This is a genomic window from Nitrosococcus oceani ATCC 19707 (genome assembly GCF_000012805.1).
GTDB classification, from domain to species: domain Bacteria; phylum Pseudomonadota; class Gammaproteobacteria; order Nitrosococcales; family Nitrosococcaceae; genus Nitrosococcus; species Nitrosococcus oceani.
In genome coordinates, this window is the sequence record NC_007484.1 from 844,928 (window position 1) to 863,900 (window position 18,973).

18 protein-coding genes are annotated in these 18,973 nt (G+C 52.3%); 10 read left to right on the forward strand and 8 right to left on the reverse strand.

Translation table 11 applies throughout. The features are described 5' to 3' along the window. The first annotated feature begins 2 nt into the window (after positions 1–2). From rfbB to rfbD, 4 genes are read left to right on the forward strand one after another with little or no spacing between them, the layout of a single operon-like run. Entirely contained in the window at positions 3–1,079 is a 1,077-nt protein-coding gene (rfbB, locus tag NOC_RS04240) for a dTDP-glucose 4,6-dehydratase (protein ID WP_002809955.1), read from the forward strand. After that, the gene (rfbA, locus tag NOC_RS04245) at positions 1,072–1,950 is read left to right on the forward strand and encodes a glucose-1-phosphate thymidylyltransferase RfbA (protein WP_002811087.1); all 879 of its coding nucleotides are present in this window, start codon (positions 1,072–1,074) and stop codon (positions 1,948–1,950) included. The genes rfbB and rfbA overlap by 8 nt, the downstream gene beginning before the upstream one ends. Positions 1,951–1,968: 18 nt before the next feature. Beyond that, entirely contained in the window at positions 1,969–2,514 is a 546-nt protein-coding gene (rfbC, locus tag NOC_RS04250) for a dTDP-4-dehydrorhamnose 3,5-epimerase (protein ID WP_002810067.1), read from the forward strand. After that, positions 2,511–3,398 carry a dTDP-4-dehydrorhamnose reductase gene (gene rfbD, locus NOC_RS04255; RefSeq protein WP_002811113.1) on the forward strand — a complete coding sequence of 296 codons (888 nt, stop codon included), beginning with the start codon at positions 2,511–2,513 and terminating at the stop codon, positions 3,396–3,398. The genes rfbC and rfbD overlap by 4 nt, the downstream gene beginning before the upstream one ends. Positions 3,399–3,407: 9 nt before the next feature. On the opposite strand, the gene asnB is transcribed toward rfbD, so the two are convergent. The 7 genes from asnB to NOC_RS04285 all read right to left on the reverse strand — a co-directional run bounded on the left by asnB (position 3,408) and on the right by NOC_RS04285 (position 10,664). Further along, entirely contained in the window at positions 3,408–5,420 is a 2,013-nt protein-coding gene (asnB, locus tag NOC_RS04260; RefSeq protein ID WP_002811467.1) for an asparagine synthase (glutamine-hydrolyzing), read from the reverse strand. 135 nt (positions 5,421–5,555) lie between these two features. After that, positions 5,556–6,638 carry an aspartate/ornithine carbamoyltransferase family protein gene (locus NOC_RS04265; protein ID WP_002808586.1) on the reverse strand — a complete coding sequence of 361 codons (1,083 nt, stop codon included), beginning with the start codon at positions 6,636–6,638 and terminating at the stop codon, positions 5,556–5,558. Next, positions 6,632–6,754: a hypothetical protein gene (locus NOC_RS18340; protein WP_002808720.1), complete on the reverse strand. Its 123-nt coding sequence runs from the start codon at positions 6,752–6,754 to the stop codon at positions 6,632–6,634. The genes NOC_RS04265 and NOC_RS18340 overlap by 7 nt, the downstream gene beginning before the upstream one ends. Continuing rightward, the gene (locus NOC_RS04270; protein ID WP_002810317.1) at positions 6,748–8,196 is read right to left on the reverse strand and encodes a sodium:solute symporter family protein; all 1,449 of its coding nucleotides are present in this window, start codon (positions 8,194–8,196) and stop codon (positions 6,748–6,750) included. Before NOC_RS04270 ends, NOC_RS18340 begins: the two co-directional genes overlap by 7 nt. Further along, positions 8,193–8,924: a cysteine hydrolase family protein gene (locus NOC_RS04275; RefSeq protein WP_002809710.1), complete on the reverse strand. Its 732-nt coding sequence runs from the start codon at positions 8,922–8,924 to the stop codon at positions 8,193–8,195. Before NOC_RS04275 ends, NOC_RS04270 begins: the two co-directional genes overlap by 4 nt. 18 nt (positions 8,925–8,942) lie before the next feature. Then, entirely contained in the window at positions 8,943–10,181 is a 1,239-nt protein-coding gene (locus NOC_RS04280; RefSeq protein WP_002809391.1) for a Zn-dependent hydrolase, read from the reverse strand. Between the two features lie 3 nt (positions 10,182–10,184). Further along, positions 10,185–10,664 carry a hypothetical protein gene (locus tag NOC_RS04285; RefSeq protein WP_244860052.1) on the reverse strand — a complete coding sequence of 160 codons (480 nt, stop codon included), beginning with the start codon at positions 10,662–10,664 and terminating at the stop codon, positions 10,185–10,187. Between the two features lie 248 nt (positions 10,665–10,912). Between NOC_RS04285 and NOC_RS04290 the strand changes: the two genes are divergently transcribed. From NOC_RS04290 to NOC_RS04305, 4 genes are all read left to right on the forward strand, one after another. After that, positions 10,913–12,400 (forward strand): sensor histidine kinase, encoded by a 1,488-nt coding sequence (locus NOC_RS04290; protein ID WP_244860054.1) that lies wholly within the window; start codon positions 10,913–10,915, stop codon positions 12,398–12,400. Further along, positions 12,397–13,155, forward strand: a complete 759-nt coding sequence (locus NOC_RS04295; protein ID WP_011330476.1) for a hypothetical protein — start codon at positions 12,397–12,399, stop codon at positions 13,153–13,155. Before NOC_RS04290 ends, NOC_RS04295 begins: the two co-directional genes overlap by 4 nt. Next, positions 13,148–14,509 (forward strand): sigma 54-interacting transcriptional regulator, encoded by a 1,362-nt coding sequence (locus NOC_RS04300; protein WP_002809067.1) that lies wholly within the window; start codon positions 13,148–13,150, stop codon positions 14,507–14,509. Before NOC_RS04295 ends, NOC_RS04300 begins: the two co-directional genes overlap by 8 nt. A 569-nt stretch (positions 14,510–15,078) precedes the next feature. Next, complete coding sequence (locus NOC_RS04305) at positions 15,079–15,813, forward strand: choice-of-anchor N protein (RefSeq protein WP_002809333.1); 735 nt, start codon at positions 15,079–15,081, stop codon at positions 15,811–15,813. 85 nt (positions 15,814–15,898) lie between these two features. Here the strand turns inward: NOC_RS04305 and NOC_RS04310 are convergent, their stop codons facing one another. After that, positions 15,899–17,737, reverse strand: a complete 1,839-nt coding sequence (locus NOC_RS04310; protein ID WP_011330479.1) for a S8 family serine peptidase — start codon at positions 17,735–17,737, stop codon at positions 15,899–15,901. A gap of 15 nt (positions 17,738–17,752) precedes the next feature. Between NOC_RS04310 and NOC_RS04315 the strand changes: the two genes are divergently transcribed. Then, positions 17,753–18,088 (forward strand): hypothetical protein, encoded by a 336-nt coding sequence (locus NOC_RS04315; RefSeq protein WP_011330480.1) that lies wholly within the window; start codon positions 17,753–17,755, stop codon positions 18,086–18,088. Between the two features lie 113 nt (positions 18,089–18,201). Continuing rightward, positions 18,202–18,957 carry a 5'/3'-nucleotidase SurE gene (gene surE / locus NOC_RS04320; RefSeq protein WP_002810437.1) on the forward strand — a complete coding sequence of 252 codons (756 nt, stop codon included), beginning with the start codon at positions 18,202–18,204 and terminating at the stop codon, positions 18,955–18,957. Positions 18,958–18,973: the final 16 nt, after the last annotated feature.

Below are 18,973 nucleotides of genomic sequence, written 5' to 3' on the forward strand. Positions count from 1 at the left end.
CTATGATTCAACAACCGCTTTTGATTACCGGGGGCGCCGGTTTTATTGGTTCTACCGTGGTGCGGCATTTTCTTGCAGCCACGGAGCGGGGGGTGATTAATGTGGATAAACTCACCTATGCCGGTAATCCGGAGTCCCTGGAAGACCTTGCTTCTCACCCTCGCTATGAATTTGTCCATGCCAATATCTGCCAGCGGGAGGCTATGACGCAAATATTTGCCCGCTACCAGCCGGGTGCGGTGCTGCACCTGGCTGCCGAATCCCATGTGGATCGCTCCATTGATAACCCGGCAGCTTTTATCGACACCAATGTGACCGGGACTTATATTTTGCTAGAAGCAGCCTTGGACTATTGGCGGAAGCTTGATAAAAGCGCTCAAGCCCGGTTTCGTTTTCACCACATCTCCACCGATGAAGTGTTTGGTTCTTTGGGCGCAACGGGGCTGTTCCGGGAAGACTCTCCCTATCAGCCCAATTCCCCCTACGCCGCGAGCAAGGCCGCCTCGGATCACCTTGTACGGGCCTGGTATCATACTTATGGATTGCCGGTTTTGATTACTAATTGCTCCAATAATTACGGTCCCCGCCAATTTCCGGAAAAACTTATCCCCCTGATGGTTCTCAATGGCATGGAGGGCAAATCCCTGCCGGTGTATGGCGCTGGCGATAATGTGCGGGATTGGTTGTATGTGGAAGACCATGTGCGGGCGCTGGAAACCGTCCTTAACAAGGGACAGCCGGGAGAAACCTATAATATTGGCGGGTACAATGAAAAAACCAACGTCGAGGTAGTAGAACTCATTTGCCAATTTCTTGATGAACTGCTTCCCCAATCCCCTCACCGGCCTCACCGTTCCCTCATTACCTTTGTAGCGGATCGGCCCGGCCATGACCAGCGATATGCCATCGATGCGGGAAAAATAGCCTGTGAACTGGATTGGCGGCCCCGGGAAACCTTCGAGACTGGGTTGCGCAAGACGGTGCAATGGTATCTGGATAATCAGAATTGGTGCCGGCGGGTATTGGATGGCAGTTATCGCCGGGAGCGTTTAGGCATCAAGGGTCAAGCCCATGCGTAAGGGAATTATTCTTGCCGGGGGATCGGGAACCCGGCTGTATCCTGTTACCCAGCCGGTTTGCAAGCAGCTTCTGCCCGTTTACGATAAACCCATGCTCTACTACCCCCTCTCGGCCTTGATGCTGGCCGGTATCCGGGAGATTTTGGTCATTTCCACCCCTCAGGATTTGCCCCGTATCGAGCAGTTATTGGGGGAGGGTTCCCAGTGGGGGTTGAGCTTTTCTTACCGGGTGCAGTCCCGGCCCGAGGGCATCGCCCAGGCTTTTATCCTTGGCAAGGACTTCATTGGGGGGGAGCCCTGTGCTTTGATATTGGGGGATAATATCTTCCATGGCGATGATCTTTCTGTCCTATTGCAGGAGGCCGCTCAGCGGGATTTGGGCGCTACAGTATTTGCTTATCCGGTCCATGATCCAGAGCGTTACGGCGTGGTGGAATTTGAAGATGGCCGCAAGGTTTTGAGCATCGAGGAGAAACCGGCAGTGCCTAAATCCCGTTATGCGGTAACAGGGCTGTATTTTTATAATGCCCAAGTGGTGGAAATAGCTGAATCTCTGTCCCCCTCTGCACGGGGCGAGTTGGAGATTACCGATATCAACCGGTATTACTTGAAGCAAGGACAGTTGTTTGTGGAAGTCATGAGCCGAGGCATGGCGTGGCTGGATACCGGCACCCACGATTCCCTGTTGGACGCCGCCTTGTTCATTCACACTATCGAAAAACGGCAAGGTCTGAAAATTGCCTGTCCCGAGGAAATTGCCTACCGGATGGGGTATATCGGCGCTGAAGAGCTAGTGCGTTTAGCTGGGCCGCTGCAAAAAAGCGGTTATGGCGACTATTTGCTAAGCTTGTTACAGGATAAAGTGTATTAAAAAGAGTCCCTGGTTTCCATGAAAGCAACCTCAACTTCGCTCCCTGGCGTTTTGTTGATCGAACCCCGCGTCTTTGGCGATGAGCGAGGGTTTTTCTTTGAAAGCTATAATCGGGCCGCCTTTGCGGCGGCAACCGATACCCAGGTCGAGTTTGTGCAGGATAACCATTCTCGCTCGCTCCAGCATGTTCTACGGGGCCTGCACTACCAAATTTGCCAACCCCAGGGGAAGTTGGTTCGGGTGGTTGCCGGTGAAGTTTTTGACGTAGCCGTTGATCTGCGGCGCCGTTCTCCTGGCTTTGGCCGTTGGGTAGGTTACCGCCTCTCGGCGGAAAACAGGCACCAGCTTTGGATACCGGGAGGATTTGCCCACGGTTTTTTGGTTTTAAGCGAGTATGCGGAATTTTTGTATAAAACCACCGCCTACTACGCGCCGGAGTACGAGCGCTGCATTCGCTGGGATGATTCCGATCTGGCCATTGACTGGCCCTTGGATGGAAGGCCGCTCATTTCCGCCAAGGATCAAGCCGGTTGTGCTTTTAACGAGGCGGAGCTGTTTCCGTGAACAGCACTCAGAGACGGATACTTTTAATAGGCGCCACAGGTCAGGTGGGTTGGGAGTTACAGCGGACCCTAGCGCCCTTGGGGGAAGTATTTGCTCCGGGGCGGGAGCGCCTGGATCTGGCCCAATTGGACAGTATTCGCCCTTGCCTTGCCGAGACCCAGCCGGCCTTGATCGTCAATGCCGCAGCTTATACCGCCGTGGATAAGGCAGAGGAGGAACCGGAGCAAGCGTTGGCCATTAATGGCAAGGCTCCTGGCGTATTGGCGGAAACGGCCCGCCAGCAGGGCGCGGCGTTTATTCATTATTCTACCGACTATGTGTTTGATGGAAAAAAGGCCGCCCCCTATCGCGAGAGTGATACTCCCCGGCCGTTGAATGTTTACGGCCAAACCAAGCTGACGGGAGAGCAAGCTATTGTCGCCGTGGGTGGAGCCTATTTAATTTTGCGCACCAGTTGGGTCTATGGGCTGAGGGGACATAATTTTTTATTGACCATGCAGCGTTTGGCCCGGGAAAGGGAAGTGCTTAGGGTGGTGGATGATCAATGGGGCGCACCTACCTGGAGCCGCTTGATTGCGGAAGGAACGGCGCAAATCATTGCCCAGTCCTGGGGTCATAGGCAGAACTATATTCCCCTACAGACAGGTATTTACCACCTAAGCTGTGGGGAAAAGACGACTTGGCATGGTTTTGCGCAGACTATTTTGACGCGCCTAGCGCAAGGGGCGGGATCGGTAGCGAAGCTAAAAGCTATTTCTGCCGCGGATTATCCGACCGCCGCCCGGCGTCCCGCCTTCTCCTGTTTGGACAATACGCTGGCACGGGATACCTTTGGCATTCAACTGCCAAGCTGGCGGACGGCATTGGAATTGGCGCTTTCATAGGATTGTTTACTAAGCGCGCCAGCCCAATTCCTGGGCCCGCTGCCGGGCCAGCGCCGGGATATCAGTGGCGATAAAATGCTGATGCAGGATCTGTACCCCCAGGAGATGGTTGATGACCGCATCTAGCCGGACTTTAGTGGAGAGGGGGGTCTGTTTGGCTTCGTGCAAGGCAAACAGATCCTTAACCCCTTGCGCGTCTAGTAATCCGGTATGGGCAATGGCCTCCGCGGTTAGGTATTTTTGGGCTAATTGGTTCATGGCCGCCCATTTTTTAGGATCGGTATGGGCAGGTGGCGCCATGAAGGCAAATTTTTCCCGCTCATAAAGCACCTTGGGCAAGAGTCCCCGCATGGCCTCCCGTAGCACATACTTCTCCTTTTGCCCCTTGATCCGCATGGCGGGGGGTAATCCCGTGGCGAACTCGGCTAGGTGATGGTCCAGAAAGGGGGGGCGGGCTTCCATGGAGTTGGCCATATCCACCCGGTCTCCTCCCCAGGTCAAGATTTGCCCTTCCAGCATCGTTTTGATCCAGATATATTGGGCCTTATCCAAGGGGTGTCGATTAACCAGCATATCCGCATCCAAATGCTCGGCAATGGCTTGGCCTGGATCATAGCTTTTAACTTGCTCACGGAGGGGGGCGCTCAGCAAGGCGGGGACATGTTCAGCCGCGTGGAGCCAAGGTTGCAGGCAACTCGGCGTGAAACCTATCAGGGCCTCTAGGGCGGTATTATGGGTCTCGTTCTCGGCTAGCATGGCTCCCCGGAAAAGCTGGTTGCTCTCGGCCAAACCCCGTTCCCACTGGACACGTTCTTGGGCAGAGAGAGTCTCCAGCCCATGGAGAATCATATCCCGGCGGAAGGAGGGATAGCCCCCAAATAATTCATCCGAGCCCTCCCCGGTCACCACGACTTTGTATTGGGTTTGGTGAACGTGACGGCTCATGAGCAGTTTAGCGACACCGAGAGTGTTGTAGATGGTTCGTTCCGTGTGCCAGAGGGTTTCGGCGAAGTGGTCATAGAGATGATCAGCCCTAAGATGGATGATATCTTGATCAGCCCCTGTGGCTCGCGCCATTTCCTGGGCGATGGGGGTCTCATCGTAGTCCACATCATCAAAGCCGATAGTAAAGGCTTTGACCGGCGCTTGTTGGATAGCGGCCGAGAGGCCCAGGGCGATGCAGGAGTCGATGCCGCCAGAGAGATAACAGCCTACCGGGACATCGGCTTCTAGTCGGAGTTGCACTGCTTCGGTAAGCTGAGTCCGGACTCCTTCAATATGGTGCTCTTCAGGGAGGGAGTCGGTGCGTTCCGAGAGCCGGGGAAAATCCAAATCCCAGTATTTCTCTTCCCGGATCTGGAAATTACCCTGCTTGCGTTCCACAATGACCACATGCCCTGGTTTGACCTGCTGAATGCCCTCGAAGGCGGTGCTGCCTGGCACCATGGTTTGCATAAGCTGGTGAAACAGGCCCTGGGGGCTGAAGCGGCGTGGCACTTCGGGGTGGGCAAACAGGGCTTTTATTTCGGAACCAAATACCAAGGTGCCATTGACCTGGGTCCAGTAGAGGGGTTTGATGCCGAAGCGGTCCCGGATCAGCATTAATCGGTCCCTTTCCTGATCGTAGAGAGCAAAGGCAAACTCTCCCCGCAAGTGGGGCAACATCCCTCGCAGCCCCAGCCGGGGGTAGAGATGGAGTACTAACTCTGAGTCGCTTTTGGTGCGAAAACGGGCGCCGCGGGAGGTGAAATCGGCCCGCAGCCGCTTATAGTCATAAAATTCCCCATTAGTGGTAAGCAGCAACCGGCCATCTTCGGAGGTAAAAGGCTGCCGGCCCCGGTTTGCTTCCAGATCGATAATGGAGAGGCGGGCGTGGCTGAAGCCGATCCCTTGATTGTCGATGAGTTGATAACCGAAGCCATCAGGACCACGATGGTGTTGAATGGCGGCCATGGCCACGAGCGTTTGGGGGTCGATAGGGTGGTTAGGGTTTAGGTGGATGTAGCCAGCAATGCCACACATAAATTCATTCCTTTTGTGGGTTAATAATCAGCCGTAAGGAGGTGGGAAGCGGTGATTCCCAAGTAGGGAGTTTTGAGTGTTACTGTTGGATCAGTCAATAATTTGGGAGAGATCATTCTCCGGGATTGAAAGAGATTAGCTTTGCATGGGGGTATCCATTACTTGATCGATTCGTTGAACAAGGGTCGTGAGCAGGGCCATGCGCATAAAGACCGCGCCCCGAGCCTGGGCAAAGTACCAGTTATGCTCTGTGTTATCCAAATCGGTGGCGAGTTCTTTTCCCCGGGCTAAAGGATGGAGAATAATTGCCCCTGGTTTGAAGGGAGAGGACCGGCAAAGTCTCAAGTCTTCCCCAATTTTTTCGAAGCTATCCCCCCGCCAAGCGATGGAATTAATATATACCACGTCCAGGGCGGGAAGTTCAGGATTGAGTTGGCGAGCCGTTCGAAGGGTAAGGCCGGAAAGGGCTAATTCTTCTCGTTGCTCTTTTGCAAATACTTCTTCTTGCTGGCAGATAACGACTACCTCTTTTATTGCCGGTGCAAATAGGGCTAGGAACAACAGTAGACTGCGCACCGTGCGCATGTAGCGGGGCGCGCCCACAACGCCTATTCGTATTTGGGCCGAGGCAGAAACCTTAGACGCCATAAGCTGCGGTCGCCATTTGAACAGCGTATACAGGTCGGCTAAGGCTTGAGTGGGATGCTCATCGATACCGTTACCGGCATTGATGATAGGAATGCGCAAGGACTCCAGCATCTGGTAGACGGCCTCTTCGCTGCTATCCCGCAATACGACCAAGTCTCCGTAATTATTGAACATTTCGGCTACATCGGCCAAGGTTTCGCCCTTAGCGATGCCGGTGGTAGCCGGATCGGTGATGGGCATCACATCGCCTCCCAGTCGATGCCAGGCACTTTCGAATGACAGGCGGGTCCGGGTGCTAGGCTCATAGAAGGCATTGATGAGGATTTTCCCGGCTAGGGGGAGCTGTAACCAGGTAGGGGTGGTTTCATAAAGGGCAGCCAAGCGGCTCAGTTGAATGATCTTATCCCGGTCGAATTGCCGGGCGCTAAGCACGGGGCGGTTAGCCAACCCCACTAACGGAGCGGGATCTTCCAGCACTTGCTCCATTAAAGCCAAGGGCCGTTCAATCCCCGCTGTATCATCCTTCGGTTGTAAGGGTTTTCTTAATAAGGGATCAAATTTTTTCACCATAACCGTCCCTTCAGCCAATCACGAAGTAGTAATAGCAGTAAAATAAAAGGCGCGGTGGTAGTAATGATCAAGGCCACCGTCACTAATCGGGTCAACCATTCAGCCGATATCAGCATGGACTTTCCCCTTGTGGATGAGATTCATGTAGCTTATCCCAGTTAAAATCCCTGGGCCAAAGCCAGGTGCTAAGCAGCACAATGACCATCGATACGAAGGCACCTATGAGGGCGGCGACATAGAAACCAATCGCAAAATAACCTATGAGACCGGCCATACTGCCTAGACCCATGGCTACCACAGCACCAGTGGGGTTGGTGCGGCGCCAATAAAGTCCCGCTGCGATGGGCCAGATGGTGCTGGCCACGAAAGCGCCGGTGAAATAGAGTAATTCGGCCAGCGTCGCTAAACGGGGGATGCACAGGAGCCAGGTTAAGATCCCAAGACCAATAATCGCGATCACCGTTGCTTTACGAAGTTGCCAAGCCGTGGCATGGGGCCGCCAGTGGCGCCGATAGAGATCTTCCACCACCAGGATACTGGTTGCCGCCAATAAAGAGTCCAGGCTTGATGAGAGGGCTGAGAACACCATAACCAGCACCAGGACCGCGCCAGTAACCCCTAGCAATTCTCCGGCAACCATGGGGCCTACCATATCGGCCGCCGGGATATTGAGATCCAGCGCGGGAACCGCCAGGGCAATAAAACCAGCAACGACAGGAATTGGCATCCATAGGATACCGGCGGTGAAATAGGCCTTAAATCCTATGCCTTCCCGAAAGGAAAACGCTCGGCTCCACCAAACATTGGAATGGAATACTTCCCCCACTCCAAACAACAAGTTGTTGAAAAGAAACATTAAAGCGGCAGGCATGAGGAGGTTAAGCAATTGGGGCCGCTCCTCGGCGACTGAGGCATGGATACGGTCAAAACCGACCTTATCGATGGCGAGCCAGGCAATAACCACCAGCCCGGATAGAATCAGGAGTGATTGGATAAAGTCGGTACCGATAACGGCGCGGAATCCTCCTAGCAAGGTATAACCGACACAGATAGTTAGAATAACCGTCATCCCATAATGGTAGGGGATTCCCGTCAGGGCATTGATAAGAATTCCGCCCGCCATTCCCATACTAACCAGCCAGCCCAGACCATAGCACAGGGAGATAGCAAGAAAAATCCGCCAGGCCACCTTCCCGTAGCGCAAGCGGATAAAATCGCCACTGGTGTAGCCATTGGGCATAAGTTTGCGGATCCGCTGGGCAAGGGGAGCGAACATGAGTAGTCCCACCGCCCCTAGAGAGTAACCCAACATGCCCCAGATGCCCATTTGAAAAGCTAGTTGGGGAGCGGCCATGGTGGTATTGCTAGTGACCCAGGTGGCCATGGCGGTGGCGGTGCCTAGAGCAAGTCCTACCCGGCGCCCGGCAAGCACATATTCATCCAGAGCTTTGGCATTGCGCCCCCAAAACCAGCCGAGCCAAATCCAAACCATGCTGAGAATGGCTAGGGTAATCCAACCCAGGCGCGGGTCCAGGATAGCGCTATGAACTGAGTTCACGCGGCCACTACCTGATTGATTTCCGCAATGGCCTCGTCAGTAGACAAGACTCGGGCATAGCGATCTTTCAGGGCACGCAGGGTCGCCTTTTGCAGCTCTGGAGTGACGGTCGTGCAAGCATCCTCGATCAGGGTGGTGAAAAAACCTAAATCGCAGGCGTCGCGAATAGCCGTGGAGACGCATTCATTGGTATAGACTCCCGCCACAAACAGGCCCGTAATTCCCAGATTGTGCAAGATGTAGGACAAATTAGTGGCATTAAAAACGCCACTGGCGGTTTTGTTGATGATGATCTCATCTCCCCGGGGGGCGATTGCTGGCAGAAATTCAGCCTCCTTGGAACCAGCGGGGGCATGGAGCCCCAAGCGTTTGTGTTGCGGGCCGCGATCACGGCCATCTTTGGTCAAGGACTGAATACGGGTATGGATCACTTCCAGGTTATTGGCCCGAAAGGCGGTTTGCAGACGCTGCACGTTGGGTAGGACGATCCGCTCGAGCTGATCGAAATAATAAAATTCGGGGGTGTCTTTAGAAACCTTCCCCTTGGATAAATGGGAGAAAACCCCATAGCCAGGCGCGGCATCCAGGTATTGTAAGTCTACCACCAGCAGTGCAGTGTGGCGCTTTTCCAGGGATTCCACCACGGCGGGAATTTCGGTAACGGTTTCCCGGTAGCTGGCCCGCAGTGGATCAAAACTTTCCTTTAAGGGTGCGTTGGAATGGGTCATGATGATCCTAATTGAAGGTTAATGGGCTAATTGATAGAGCGTATTCAAGGCCACGTTTGCGCCCGTTTCAATGTCTTCCCAGGGAGTCCATTCCGCTGGAGAATGGCTGCGCCCTCCTTGGCTAGGAACGAAAATCATGCCTGCCCGGGTCAGGGTTGCCATGATTTGGGTGTCATGGGCGGCTCCGCTTGGCATTTGCAAAGGCTCTACCCCGAGGCTCCGGGCCGCATTAAAGATGGTCTCCATGATGCCAGGATCGCACTTAACCGGTTCAATTTCGCTCAACACTTCAAATTCGAACATGAGCCCGCGGCGGCGGGCGATTGCCGAGAGGGCGAGGCGGAAGGCGTGGGTCAAATCCTTGAGAATGATTGCCTCGGTATCCCGCACATCCAGAGAAAACTTGACGCTTCCTGGGATTACATTTGCAGCGCCAGGAAAAACCTCTACCCGGCCGATAGTGGCCACGCTGCGGGGACCGCCATTTTCTTCCAGAACTCGGGTAATTTCTCCTGCGAATTCGGCCAGACCTTGCAAGGCATCCTGGCGCATATCCATAGGTGTGGTGCCGGCATGGTTGGCGGTGCCCTTAAGGGTGACTTCCCATTTGAACAGGCCCACGATTCCTTCGACGACTCCCACGCTAACGCCTTGCCGCTCAAGGATGGGACCTTGTTCAATGTGGAGTTCCAAAAAGGCGATGAGACTTTCTGGTTTGCGCCTTGCTCGCAGGATGTCCGCGGGATTTAGTCCCTGGGCGGTCATGGCCTGGGAGAGGCTGATTCCGTCCAAGTCGCGGGCATTATGGATGGCTTCCGGGGTGAGGCGGCCGCTGATAGCCTGGGATCCCAACAGGCCGCCAAAGCGTCCTTCCTCATCGGTAAAGGCAATCGCCTCTACTGCATAGCGTAAAGAGAGGTCGAGTTCTTTGAAGCGGCGCAAACATTCAAGCCCGACTAATACGCCCAGGGCTCCATCCAGGTGGCCAGCACCAGGGACGGTATCGAGATGGGAGCCGGTCATGACGCTGGGGCGTTCTCCGTTCCAGTTGAAGCGGGCATGAATGTTGGCGGCGCCGTCTATATAAAGATCCAGCCCTGCCTCATGAATGCGCTCTTGGAACCATTCACGGGCTGCCTGATCGCCTTTGCTAAAGGCCATGCGATAAAGACCGTAATCGGCCCGCCGGCCGATATGGGCCAGGGTTTCCACATCCGCTTGCAGCCGCTTAAAATTTACCCTAAGAGGCGTCTTCATAATTTAGGAGTCCTCTTTTTGGCTTCGCCAGGCCCCGGAAATTATAAGGGCGAGGGTGGCAAAGAGCACCGTGGCGCCCGCGCTGAAGAAAGCAAAAGCGCGGGCAAGAGAGTGGTGCTGCACGGTCACGACTAGGGGAGAACTCCAAGAGCTTGTTGACTGTCCCTGCTTTAAGGTGCGGACCCGGTAGAAGTAGTGACCGTTGTTTTGCCCGCTAATCAGCGTTCCTTGGTCCGGCCCCCGGTAAATTGTTGTAGGTTGAGTAAATTCCATGTCATTGGCCTCCTGAAGTTCGTAGGCTAATGCCGATAAATCGCTTCCCTGCCATTTTAGATGGTAGAATCCTGCGCTTGCTGTAGGGCTATCGGAGACGAGCTCTGGGATGAAAGGAGGTGGTTTGCCCGCCCAGATGGGTAAGGTTATCAAGAAAAAAGCCATAAGCGCTAAGCTAAGCCTTGCTGTAACGTTGGTTGGAATCCTCATACTAATTATTACCGTTCTGGCCCTATTAAATTTTGCCATGCCAGAGGATGCAGCGATAGGTTCAAGGGCTTTCTCGTAATCATCATCTGCGGCGAGTGGCTGTTTTATTATAGAGGGCGAGGCGCTAAGTTTCATAAATGGAGGGTCAAACCGCTACTGTTTAACTATCGATCCGTTGGCCTTTTGAGAGAGCTAGGAAAGGCGCCCGGATCTCTTGGAATTTTAGAATTGTCCTCTTAGGGCAGCAATTGATCAAATCAATGCGGGCTAAAACATACCGACCGGGACGCTTCTATTGGGTACGCCCAAACTCTTTTATTACTTTGATTTTGGGTGGATTTTTGCTTGTAGCGGTACCCTTATCCGCTGGCCTTATTTTTGCGGCCGTTCAAATGGAATATTTAGCGCGCCAAAGCGCGGTAGCTGTTTATAAAAGCGTCCAGGTGACTCAAGGAAGCAGGATCTTGGTACAGCAGCTTATTGCTATGGAACGGGCTGCAAGACAGTTCCAGGTGCTAGATGATCCCGCGCTGTATCAGGCTTATATGGCTAATCGGCGTAAATTCAGGGATATACTAGAGCAAATGTTAGAATTACCGCTTAGCGAGGCGCAGCGGCAGGGGTTTGACTCCCTAGCGCGGGAGGAAAGTGCTATTTACGATGTCTTGAGTGTTTATACATTAAACTCTGAGGCTGGCAAACAAGCGGCTGATCAGTTTTTGGGGTTGGCGCGGCAGGCCCGGGCTTTGCTAGCGGACAGCAACCAATTGGTAGGCGAGGAGGTAGATGCTTTACAAGAGACGGCGCGAGAGGCTCAGAAATCGCTTTTTTGGCAGGCTCTAGGTCTTATCCCCGCGGCAGGGTTGTTGGCTGTTTTATTTACGTTCTTGATTAGGGGGTATTTTCGCCAACTTGATAAATCTATCAGGCGCCTTGGTAATGGGGATTTCGATACGCCTATTGAGGTAACTGGTCCACGGGATCTGGAAGTGCTAGGACAACAGCTGGATTGGCTACGCTGCCGTTTGGTCGAGCTAGAAGAAACCAAGGTAAAATTTCTCCGGCATGTTTCTCATGAACTTAAAACACCACTGGCAGCCCTGCGTGAAGGATCGGAATTGCTCTGCGATCAAGTCATTGGTCGTTTGAGCGCGCAGCAGCTGGAAGTAGCCCGGATTTTGCGCAGTAATAGCCTGCGTTTACAGAAATTAATTGAAGATATGCTCCGGTTTAATTTGGCTGGTACTAATCAAATCGAGCGTGTCCCCGAAGTAGTGCGGCTGGATCAGTTGATTAAAATTGTATTGAGTGATCACATCCCGACTAGCCTGTCAAAGCAGGTTAAGTTTCTCGTGGATTTGGATCCGGTAAAAATTTTTGGTGACCAGGAACGTTTGAAAATTATCATTGATAATCTCATCTCTAACGCTCTTAAATATTCACCACCTGGCAGTTCAGTGGAAATTAAACTAACTCAGGAAGAGGGCCAAGCTTGCCTGGAGGTGCATGACTCAGGCTCTGGTGTTGCCCCTGAAGATAGCGCACGGATATTTGATTCCTTTTATCAAGGTAAAGCGCAGCCATCAGGCCCTGTCAAGGGGACTGGCCTCGGGCTTTCAATTGTGAGGGAAATCGTGTTCGCCCACGGGGGCAATATCGAGCTTGTCAAGGAAAGCCGAAAGGGCGCGCATTTTCGGGTAACCTTGCCCCTGGCGGTAGAGGAGCGGCGTCCATGAGGGCATTGATGGGTTATGGGGCAGTACTAGGGGTAGGCTGGGCTATGCTGGCTCTTTTTTTATTAGGAGGCTGCACTGGTTTGAAGCCAGGGTCTCCAATTCCGGTTTATGAACTTTCGTCCCCTGCCTATAAGTTGTCTGTTCCATCACCCAATTCCTTAGAGCCTGAACCTGGAGACTCCGAGCTTTTATTGCAGTACTATCGGGGTTTGCATGCCTTGTCGGAAGCGGAGTTACAGCGGGAATTGGAGCAAGCGTGGCAGACTACTGCCAAAGAACCCACGGCCTTTGATCGTTTGCAGCTCATTTTGCTTCTCTCCCTGCCCGAAGTACCTTTCCAAGACTTGGAACAAGCCCGGGCTATGCTACGATCTTTTTTAAAGACTGAGTTGGAGGGTGCCAAAGAATATGAAGGAGCCAAAGGGCTTTATGATTTAGCCCTTTTTCTGCAAGGTTTTCTTATGGAAGAAGCCCAGCAGAAACGGCGTTACCGCTTGCTTCAAGAGCAACTTGAACAAAAGCAGGAGCAGGTGAAGCGTTTGAGAAGCGGGTTGAAGTATCTTGATGGTCGCCGTAAGCAAGAGCAAGAGTGGGCTCATAGCCTAGAGCAGCAATTAGAAAATGAACGAGGAAGGGCGGAAACATTAGAGCAAAAGCTTGAAGCCCTCAAAACCATAGAAAAGCGGCTCGAGTACCGGAATCAATCCCAGGAGAATTTGCAGCTGCCTGAGCAAAAGAATGAATCAAATGACTGAAAATAACAGAGTTTTATTGGTAGATGATGATTGTGATTTGTTGTCGTTGCTCTCCATTCGTTTAGAGAACGGTGGCTATGAACCTGTTCGAGCGGAAAGCGGAGAAGAAGCGTTAGCCCAGGTAGAGCTGGCCCGTCCCCAAGCCGTGATCACGGATTTGCGAATGGGAGGCATGGATGGGATGGCGCTAGCGGATTGCATTCACCGGAAAAATCCGGCATTACCGGTGATTATTCTTACCGCCCATGGTTCCATCCCCGATGCGGTGCAGGCTACTAAAAATGGGGTTTTTGCTTTTCTGACCAAGCCTTATAATAGCCGGGAGCTATTGAGTCAATTGGAAAAGGCACTTCGTGTTTCAGGTATTTGCCGCGACTTGGAAGAAACCACCCCGGAGAGTTGGCGCGAGGAAATTGTCACCCGCAGCCCGTTGATGGAGGATCTGCTCAGCCAGGCCCGACTGGTGGCCGAAAGCGAGGCCAGCATTTGTTTACGGGGCGATAGTGGAACAGGTAAGGAATTACTGGCTAAAGCTATTCACAAGGCGAGCCCGCGCAGTAAGCAGCCTTTTATTGCCGTTAACTGCGCGGCGATTCCGGAGTTATTGTTGGAATCTGAGTTATTTGGTCACGCCAAGGGTGCATTTACTGGCGCCACCCGGGATCATCCAGGATTATTTCAGGCTGCCCATGGTGGTACATTATTTTTAGATGAAATTGGCGATATGCCGGTTGCGCTCCAGGTAAAATTGCTGCGGGCACTACAAGAGCAGCAAGTACGGCCGGTAGGAAACACCTCTACGGTAAGCGTGGATGTGCGCATTATCTCGGCCACCCACAAAGATCTGGATGCGGAGGTGCGGGATGGAAACTTCCGGGAGGATCTTTATTACCGGCTTAATGTTGTGATCTTGGAAATTCCCTCTCTCGCTGAACGGCGGGAAGATATTCTGTTTCTTGCCAATCATTTCTTACACACCTTTCGGCGTGGAAGCAAAAAAAACATTCGAGGATTCTCGGCTGAGGCAATTGAGCTATTGGTTAGCGCCCCTTGGCCGGGCAATGTCCGTCAGTTATGTAATGTGGTGGAGCAAACCGTGGTTTTGTCAACCACGCCTATCATTTCCGCCAAACTGGTAAAAAAAGCGCTGCGTCAGCAGTCAGGCCAATTTCCTTCCTTTGCTGATGCGCGGAGGCAATTCGAGCAGGAATATCTTGCGGGTCTACTTAAAATTACCGATGGTAATGTGACTCGGGCGTCCCGGTTAGCCCGGCGTAATCGCACCGATTTTTATAAGCTTCTCCAACGTCATACTTTGGATCCTGCCGATTTTAAGCCTGCCAAATCTCAGTGAATACCCAATTTAAAGAAGCCGCGAATGAGCATAATATCCCTCATTAGGGAGTGCAGCGTTTAATAATTAGAAAATATTCCCGTTTGTTCGCGGCTATCTCCTCTATCTTGGCTTCCTAATGTAAGGTCTTGCCTCTTTATTGCCTTTGTCCCCTAGACAGTATTCAGCGAGCGTATTTTATTGCTGGTTTTATTACGCTTACGGGAGAGAATTATCGGGTATTCATTGATAGAGGGGGTTAAGGCGAAAAGAAGCCATGCGTGGTTTCAAGCAAAACTGTCCATAAAGTTTACAATATGTATGTTTCATGCTTTCTTTTACAAGTCATTAATATATAAATTTTTTATTGTAAACTCACAAGAAATAATTATTAAATCGTAATAAAACGAGACAGATGCTTGAATTAAAAGGGGTACCTCCCAGGAAAAATTTACCAAATTTTATGGGTTTGAAAGCGGGCATTTATTTTGCATCAATAACATTGAAGTAAAATTTACAAAACCATCATTTTCAGGTGAAAAGCAATGCTCAGTAAACTAAGAATTCCAATAATTTTAATGGCGTTAAGTATGACTTCTACCGTCCATGCTGTTCCGACCTTGCAAGTCGGTGTTCCCGGCGGCGTCGGTGAAGGAGCGTATGGGGATTATCAGGGAAGCACATTCAATCCGGTAGAAGAAGACACCGCCATTACCAATGGAAATAGTCTTTTTGTGGCGGGTGTTTACAAGCCCAATACGCGATTTCTAGGAGGACAGTTTTCAGGGGGGGATAACTGGAGTGATTTTGGCTATGACAGCAGTTTTGATACTCGTGGAGCCGTATTGCTAGCCGCGGTTCCTGACGGCACCCTGAGCGCAGCTGATGCCAGTTTAACAATTAATGGTTTAGGGTCATTCTTTAGGTTGCCGAATCTGGGCAGTCTTTTCCCTAACCGCCATGATCCCCTCAAAGATGATATTTCGGATTTCCTGTTTTATGATATTGGCGATTTTGCTAAAAATAGCGGGGCTGTCCCTAATTTTGCGGATGAAACGGGGGCAGCGGATGGGGAAATCAAAACCCTTACCATCGCTGGCGCCAGTGGCCTGGATTGGATCCATTTTGATGTGCTAGCCCTGGAAACCCGTCAGCAAGGCGGGGGCAGGTTTAGAACCTCCTTGGCCAATAACCCTGGATCCCATGATGTAACTTGGAATCAAGGCGGTGGAGGGTTGCAACAAATTCCTGAGCCCAGCGTCCTCGCCCTTTTTGGCGTTGGTTTTCTAGGCTTGGGTTTCTGTAGGCGTTATCGTCTGCATTAAGCCTGAATAAATTTTATGTAAAAAAAAACAGACACCGGCATATGCCGGTGTCTGTAAAAGGTAAGTTTTTTAAATAAATTTACTGTTATTTGTTTTTACTCTCTTTTCCTTTCCTACCCCCGGTGCTTTTATTACCCGAACTCACTTTAACCGTAATAAAGGTCGTGCTGGTATTGCCCGCACTGTCCTCGGCAGCCACACTAATGTTGTGGAAGCCTTGAGCTTCCTTACGAGTATTCCAGCTGTAGGAGAGGGGGCTGGTGTCGGTTACACTCTTGAGCACGCCATTGATAGAGAGGCGAATAGCGGCAAGTGCCATGTTATCGTGGGCGCTGACTTGGATATGGGCCGTACCGCTGACGGCGCTGTTATCCGCAGGCTCCGTAATGGTTATGCTGGGGGGGGTGGTGTCGATGGGGTCAGGGCTGTTATCTACCAACACATTTACCGGGGAGGAGATACCTTCGTTGCCTGCCCTATCATAGGCATAAGCCACAAGAGAGACCGAACCATCAGCTGCTAACGTGGAGTCCCAGCTAAAACCATAGAGCGAAGTGGTATCATCAGCAATGAATTGGTCGTTGGCATATAGCGCGACTCGGGCCACATCCCCATTATCCTGGGCGCTAACGTCAATGGCAATGGTACCGGATAGCGTGGCCCCCCCATTGGGAGAGAGGATGGCTACTGTGGGCGCTTGGGTGTCCGTAGTGTCTGCCTCGCTAGCGGCTGCCACGGCACGGTACGCATTAATACGGCCATGGCCGTAGAAACTGTCCCAGCCGGCGGCGCCGAGGTCATCGGCTGTGCTCGTCAAAATGGATTCCACTTCTCCCGGCGACAGGAGCGGGTTGGCTGCCAGAATTAGCGCAACGACCCCAGCGGTAGCGGGGCTGGCAAAGGATGTACCTGAGACTGAGCCATAGCCGCCGCCCCGGCTGGTGGTCCAGATCCCAGCACCGGGGGCGGCAACATCCACATAATTACCATAGTTGGACCAGCTGGCTTTGCCATCGCTACTGGTGGTCGCAGAAACCGAAATCATATAGGGGTTATTGCTGTAACCGGGATTGCTGCCATTGTTGCCAGCGGCGACTACTACGATTCCCCCTAAGCTTCGAAAATATTGGGCGGCATTAGAGATGGTTGAGCTATTGGTAACATCATAACTGATGTTGGCGACATGAGCGCCTTGATTGGCCGCCCAGGTCAAGGCTTCGGCAATATCGCTCCAGTAGGCCCAGCCATCGCTGGAATTGGTTACGCGAAGGGGCATAAGAAGGGCATTCCAAGCGATAGAGGCCACTCCTTGACTATTGTTGCTGCTGGCTGCGGCGGTGCCGGCCACCTTGGTGCCATGGCCGTGGATATCGGAAGTATTACTGTCATTGCTGACGGTATTCCAACCAGGGATGACTTTTCCAGATAGGTCTGGGTGCGTATCATCTATACCCGTGTCCAAAATAGCCACCGTGATGTTATCGCCCAGTGAAGTATTCCAGGCGAAAGGAGCTTCGATTTTTGGCAGATGCCAGGCGCTTGCATATTTCGGATCATTGGGGGTTATTTCGCTCAGCTCCACGGCCCAATCCTTTTCAGCGAACTTGATGTGGGGATTGCGCGCCAGAGCTCGAGCCACGGCTTCTTCGGCTTGTTCGGGCACCCTTACGATACGGACATTGAGTGGGCCGATGCGACCGGCGGGAGTGGCTCCGGTGCGGGCGAGCACTTTATGAAATTCCACATCTGATAATCCGGCTTTAGGCTGTACTAGAAGACGACCAGGCGCCCAGGACTTTGCAGCGAGATTGGCTTGGGCCGGGGAAATGGATAGGGATAGGATCGCTGTTAGTAAAAAAAACAGAGAGAGGGCTGGGGTGGGTGAAACAGCGCGCTCTCTTTGGTGTGGTATACAAGATGGCATACATTGCTCCTGTAGATGACAAGTCAACATGGGGTGATAAAAGATGTGTCGCGTCTGAGTGCGACGATTTCAATTACAGACTGTAGCGGCCGTCTTGATGGAAAGTTCAGGGAAATTAATGGGAGCTATTTCACAGCGCAAGGTATTAAAAAAAGTGGAAAAACCGGGACACAGCAAGGAAGTGATATAGAAAGCAGGCAGGTGTTACCTCTAATGAAAGACTACCGCATCGGTAATGCTGATGGGCAGGTGGTTTCTGGAGCGACAGGGGTGGTCGGAGTCGGTACCATTGTTCCATTTTCGGGTAATTCTTCTAGCGGACATATGGTATCTCTAGAGCAGGCGAGATAAAATTCAGCCGTTTTGTTTGGAGCGCTATAATCTCGAGTGGGATTTTTCCCGCCTGCAATTAAAGCACTGGTAGTGATCCGGTTGGCAACCTAAAGTAAGGCATTTCTAATAATATGAGGATATTGGTTAGTAATGATGACGGTTACTTAGCACCTGGAATCCGGGTGCTGGCTGATTGCTTGGCTAAAATCGCGGAAGTTATTGTGGTGGCGCCGGACCGGGATCGAAGTGGGGCCAGTCATTCTTTAACCCTGGATACGCCGTTGCGGGCTACTCTTGGGGAAAATGGATTCTATCGAGTGGAAGGGACACCCACGGATTGTGTTCACTTGGGGATTACCGGACTCTTAGAAAAAGAGCCTGATATGGTGGTTTCAGGGGTTAATTGGGGTGCTAATCTCGGCGATGACGTTATCTATTCGGGTACGGTGGCCGCCGCCATGGAGGGGAGATTCTTGGGGTTGCCCGCTATTGCGGTTTCTTTGGCGTCAGCGGAGCCGGAGCATTTTGATACAGCGGCTTGGGTAGCGCGTCGGTTGGTCACCAGTCTTATGGAAGATCCCTTGCCTGCTGATACCATACTCAACGTCAATGTTCCCAATTTGCCTAGGACCCAAATAACAGATTTCGAAGCAACCCGCCTCGGCCATCGGCACCGATCCGAGCCCGTTATTAAAGATGCCGATCCCCGCGGCCGTCCCATTTACTGGGTGGGTCCGGCTGGTGAAAGTCAAGATGCGGGACCTGGCACGGATTTCCACGCAATTGCCCGAGGGAGCGTTTCTATTACCCCGATTCAGGTGGATCTCACTCGTTACGCGGCCCTTGACCAAGTTGCCGGATGGCTGCAGCGAATCCCTCGTTCATGAAAGAAACTTGTTTGAT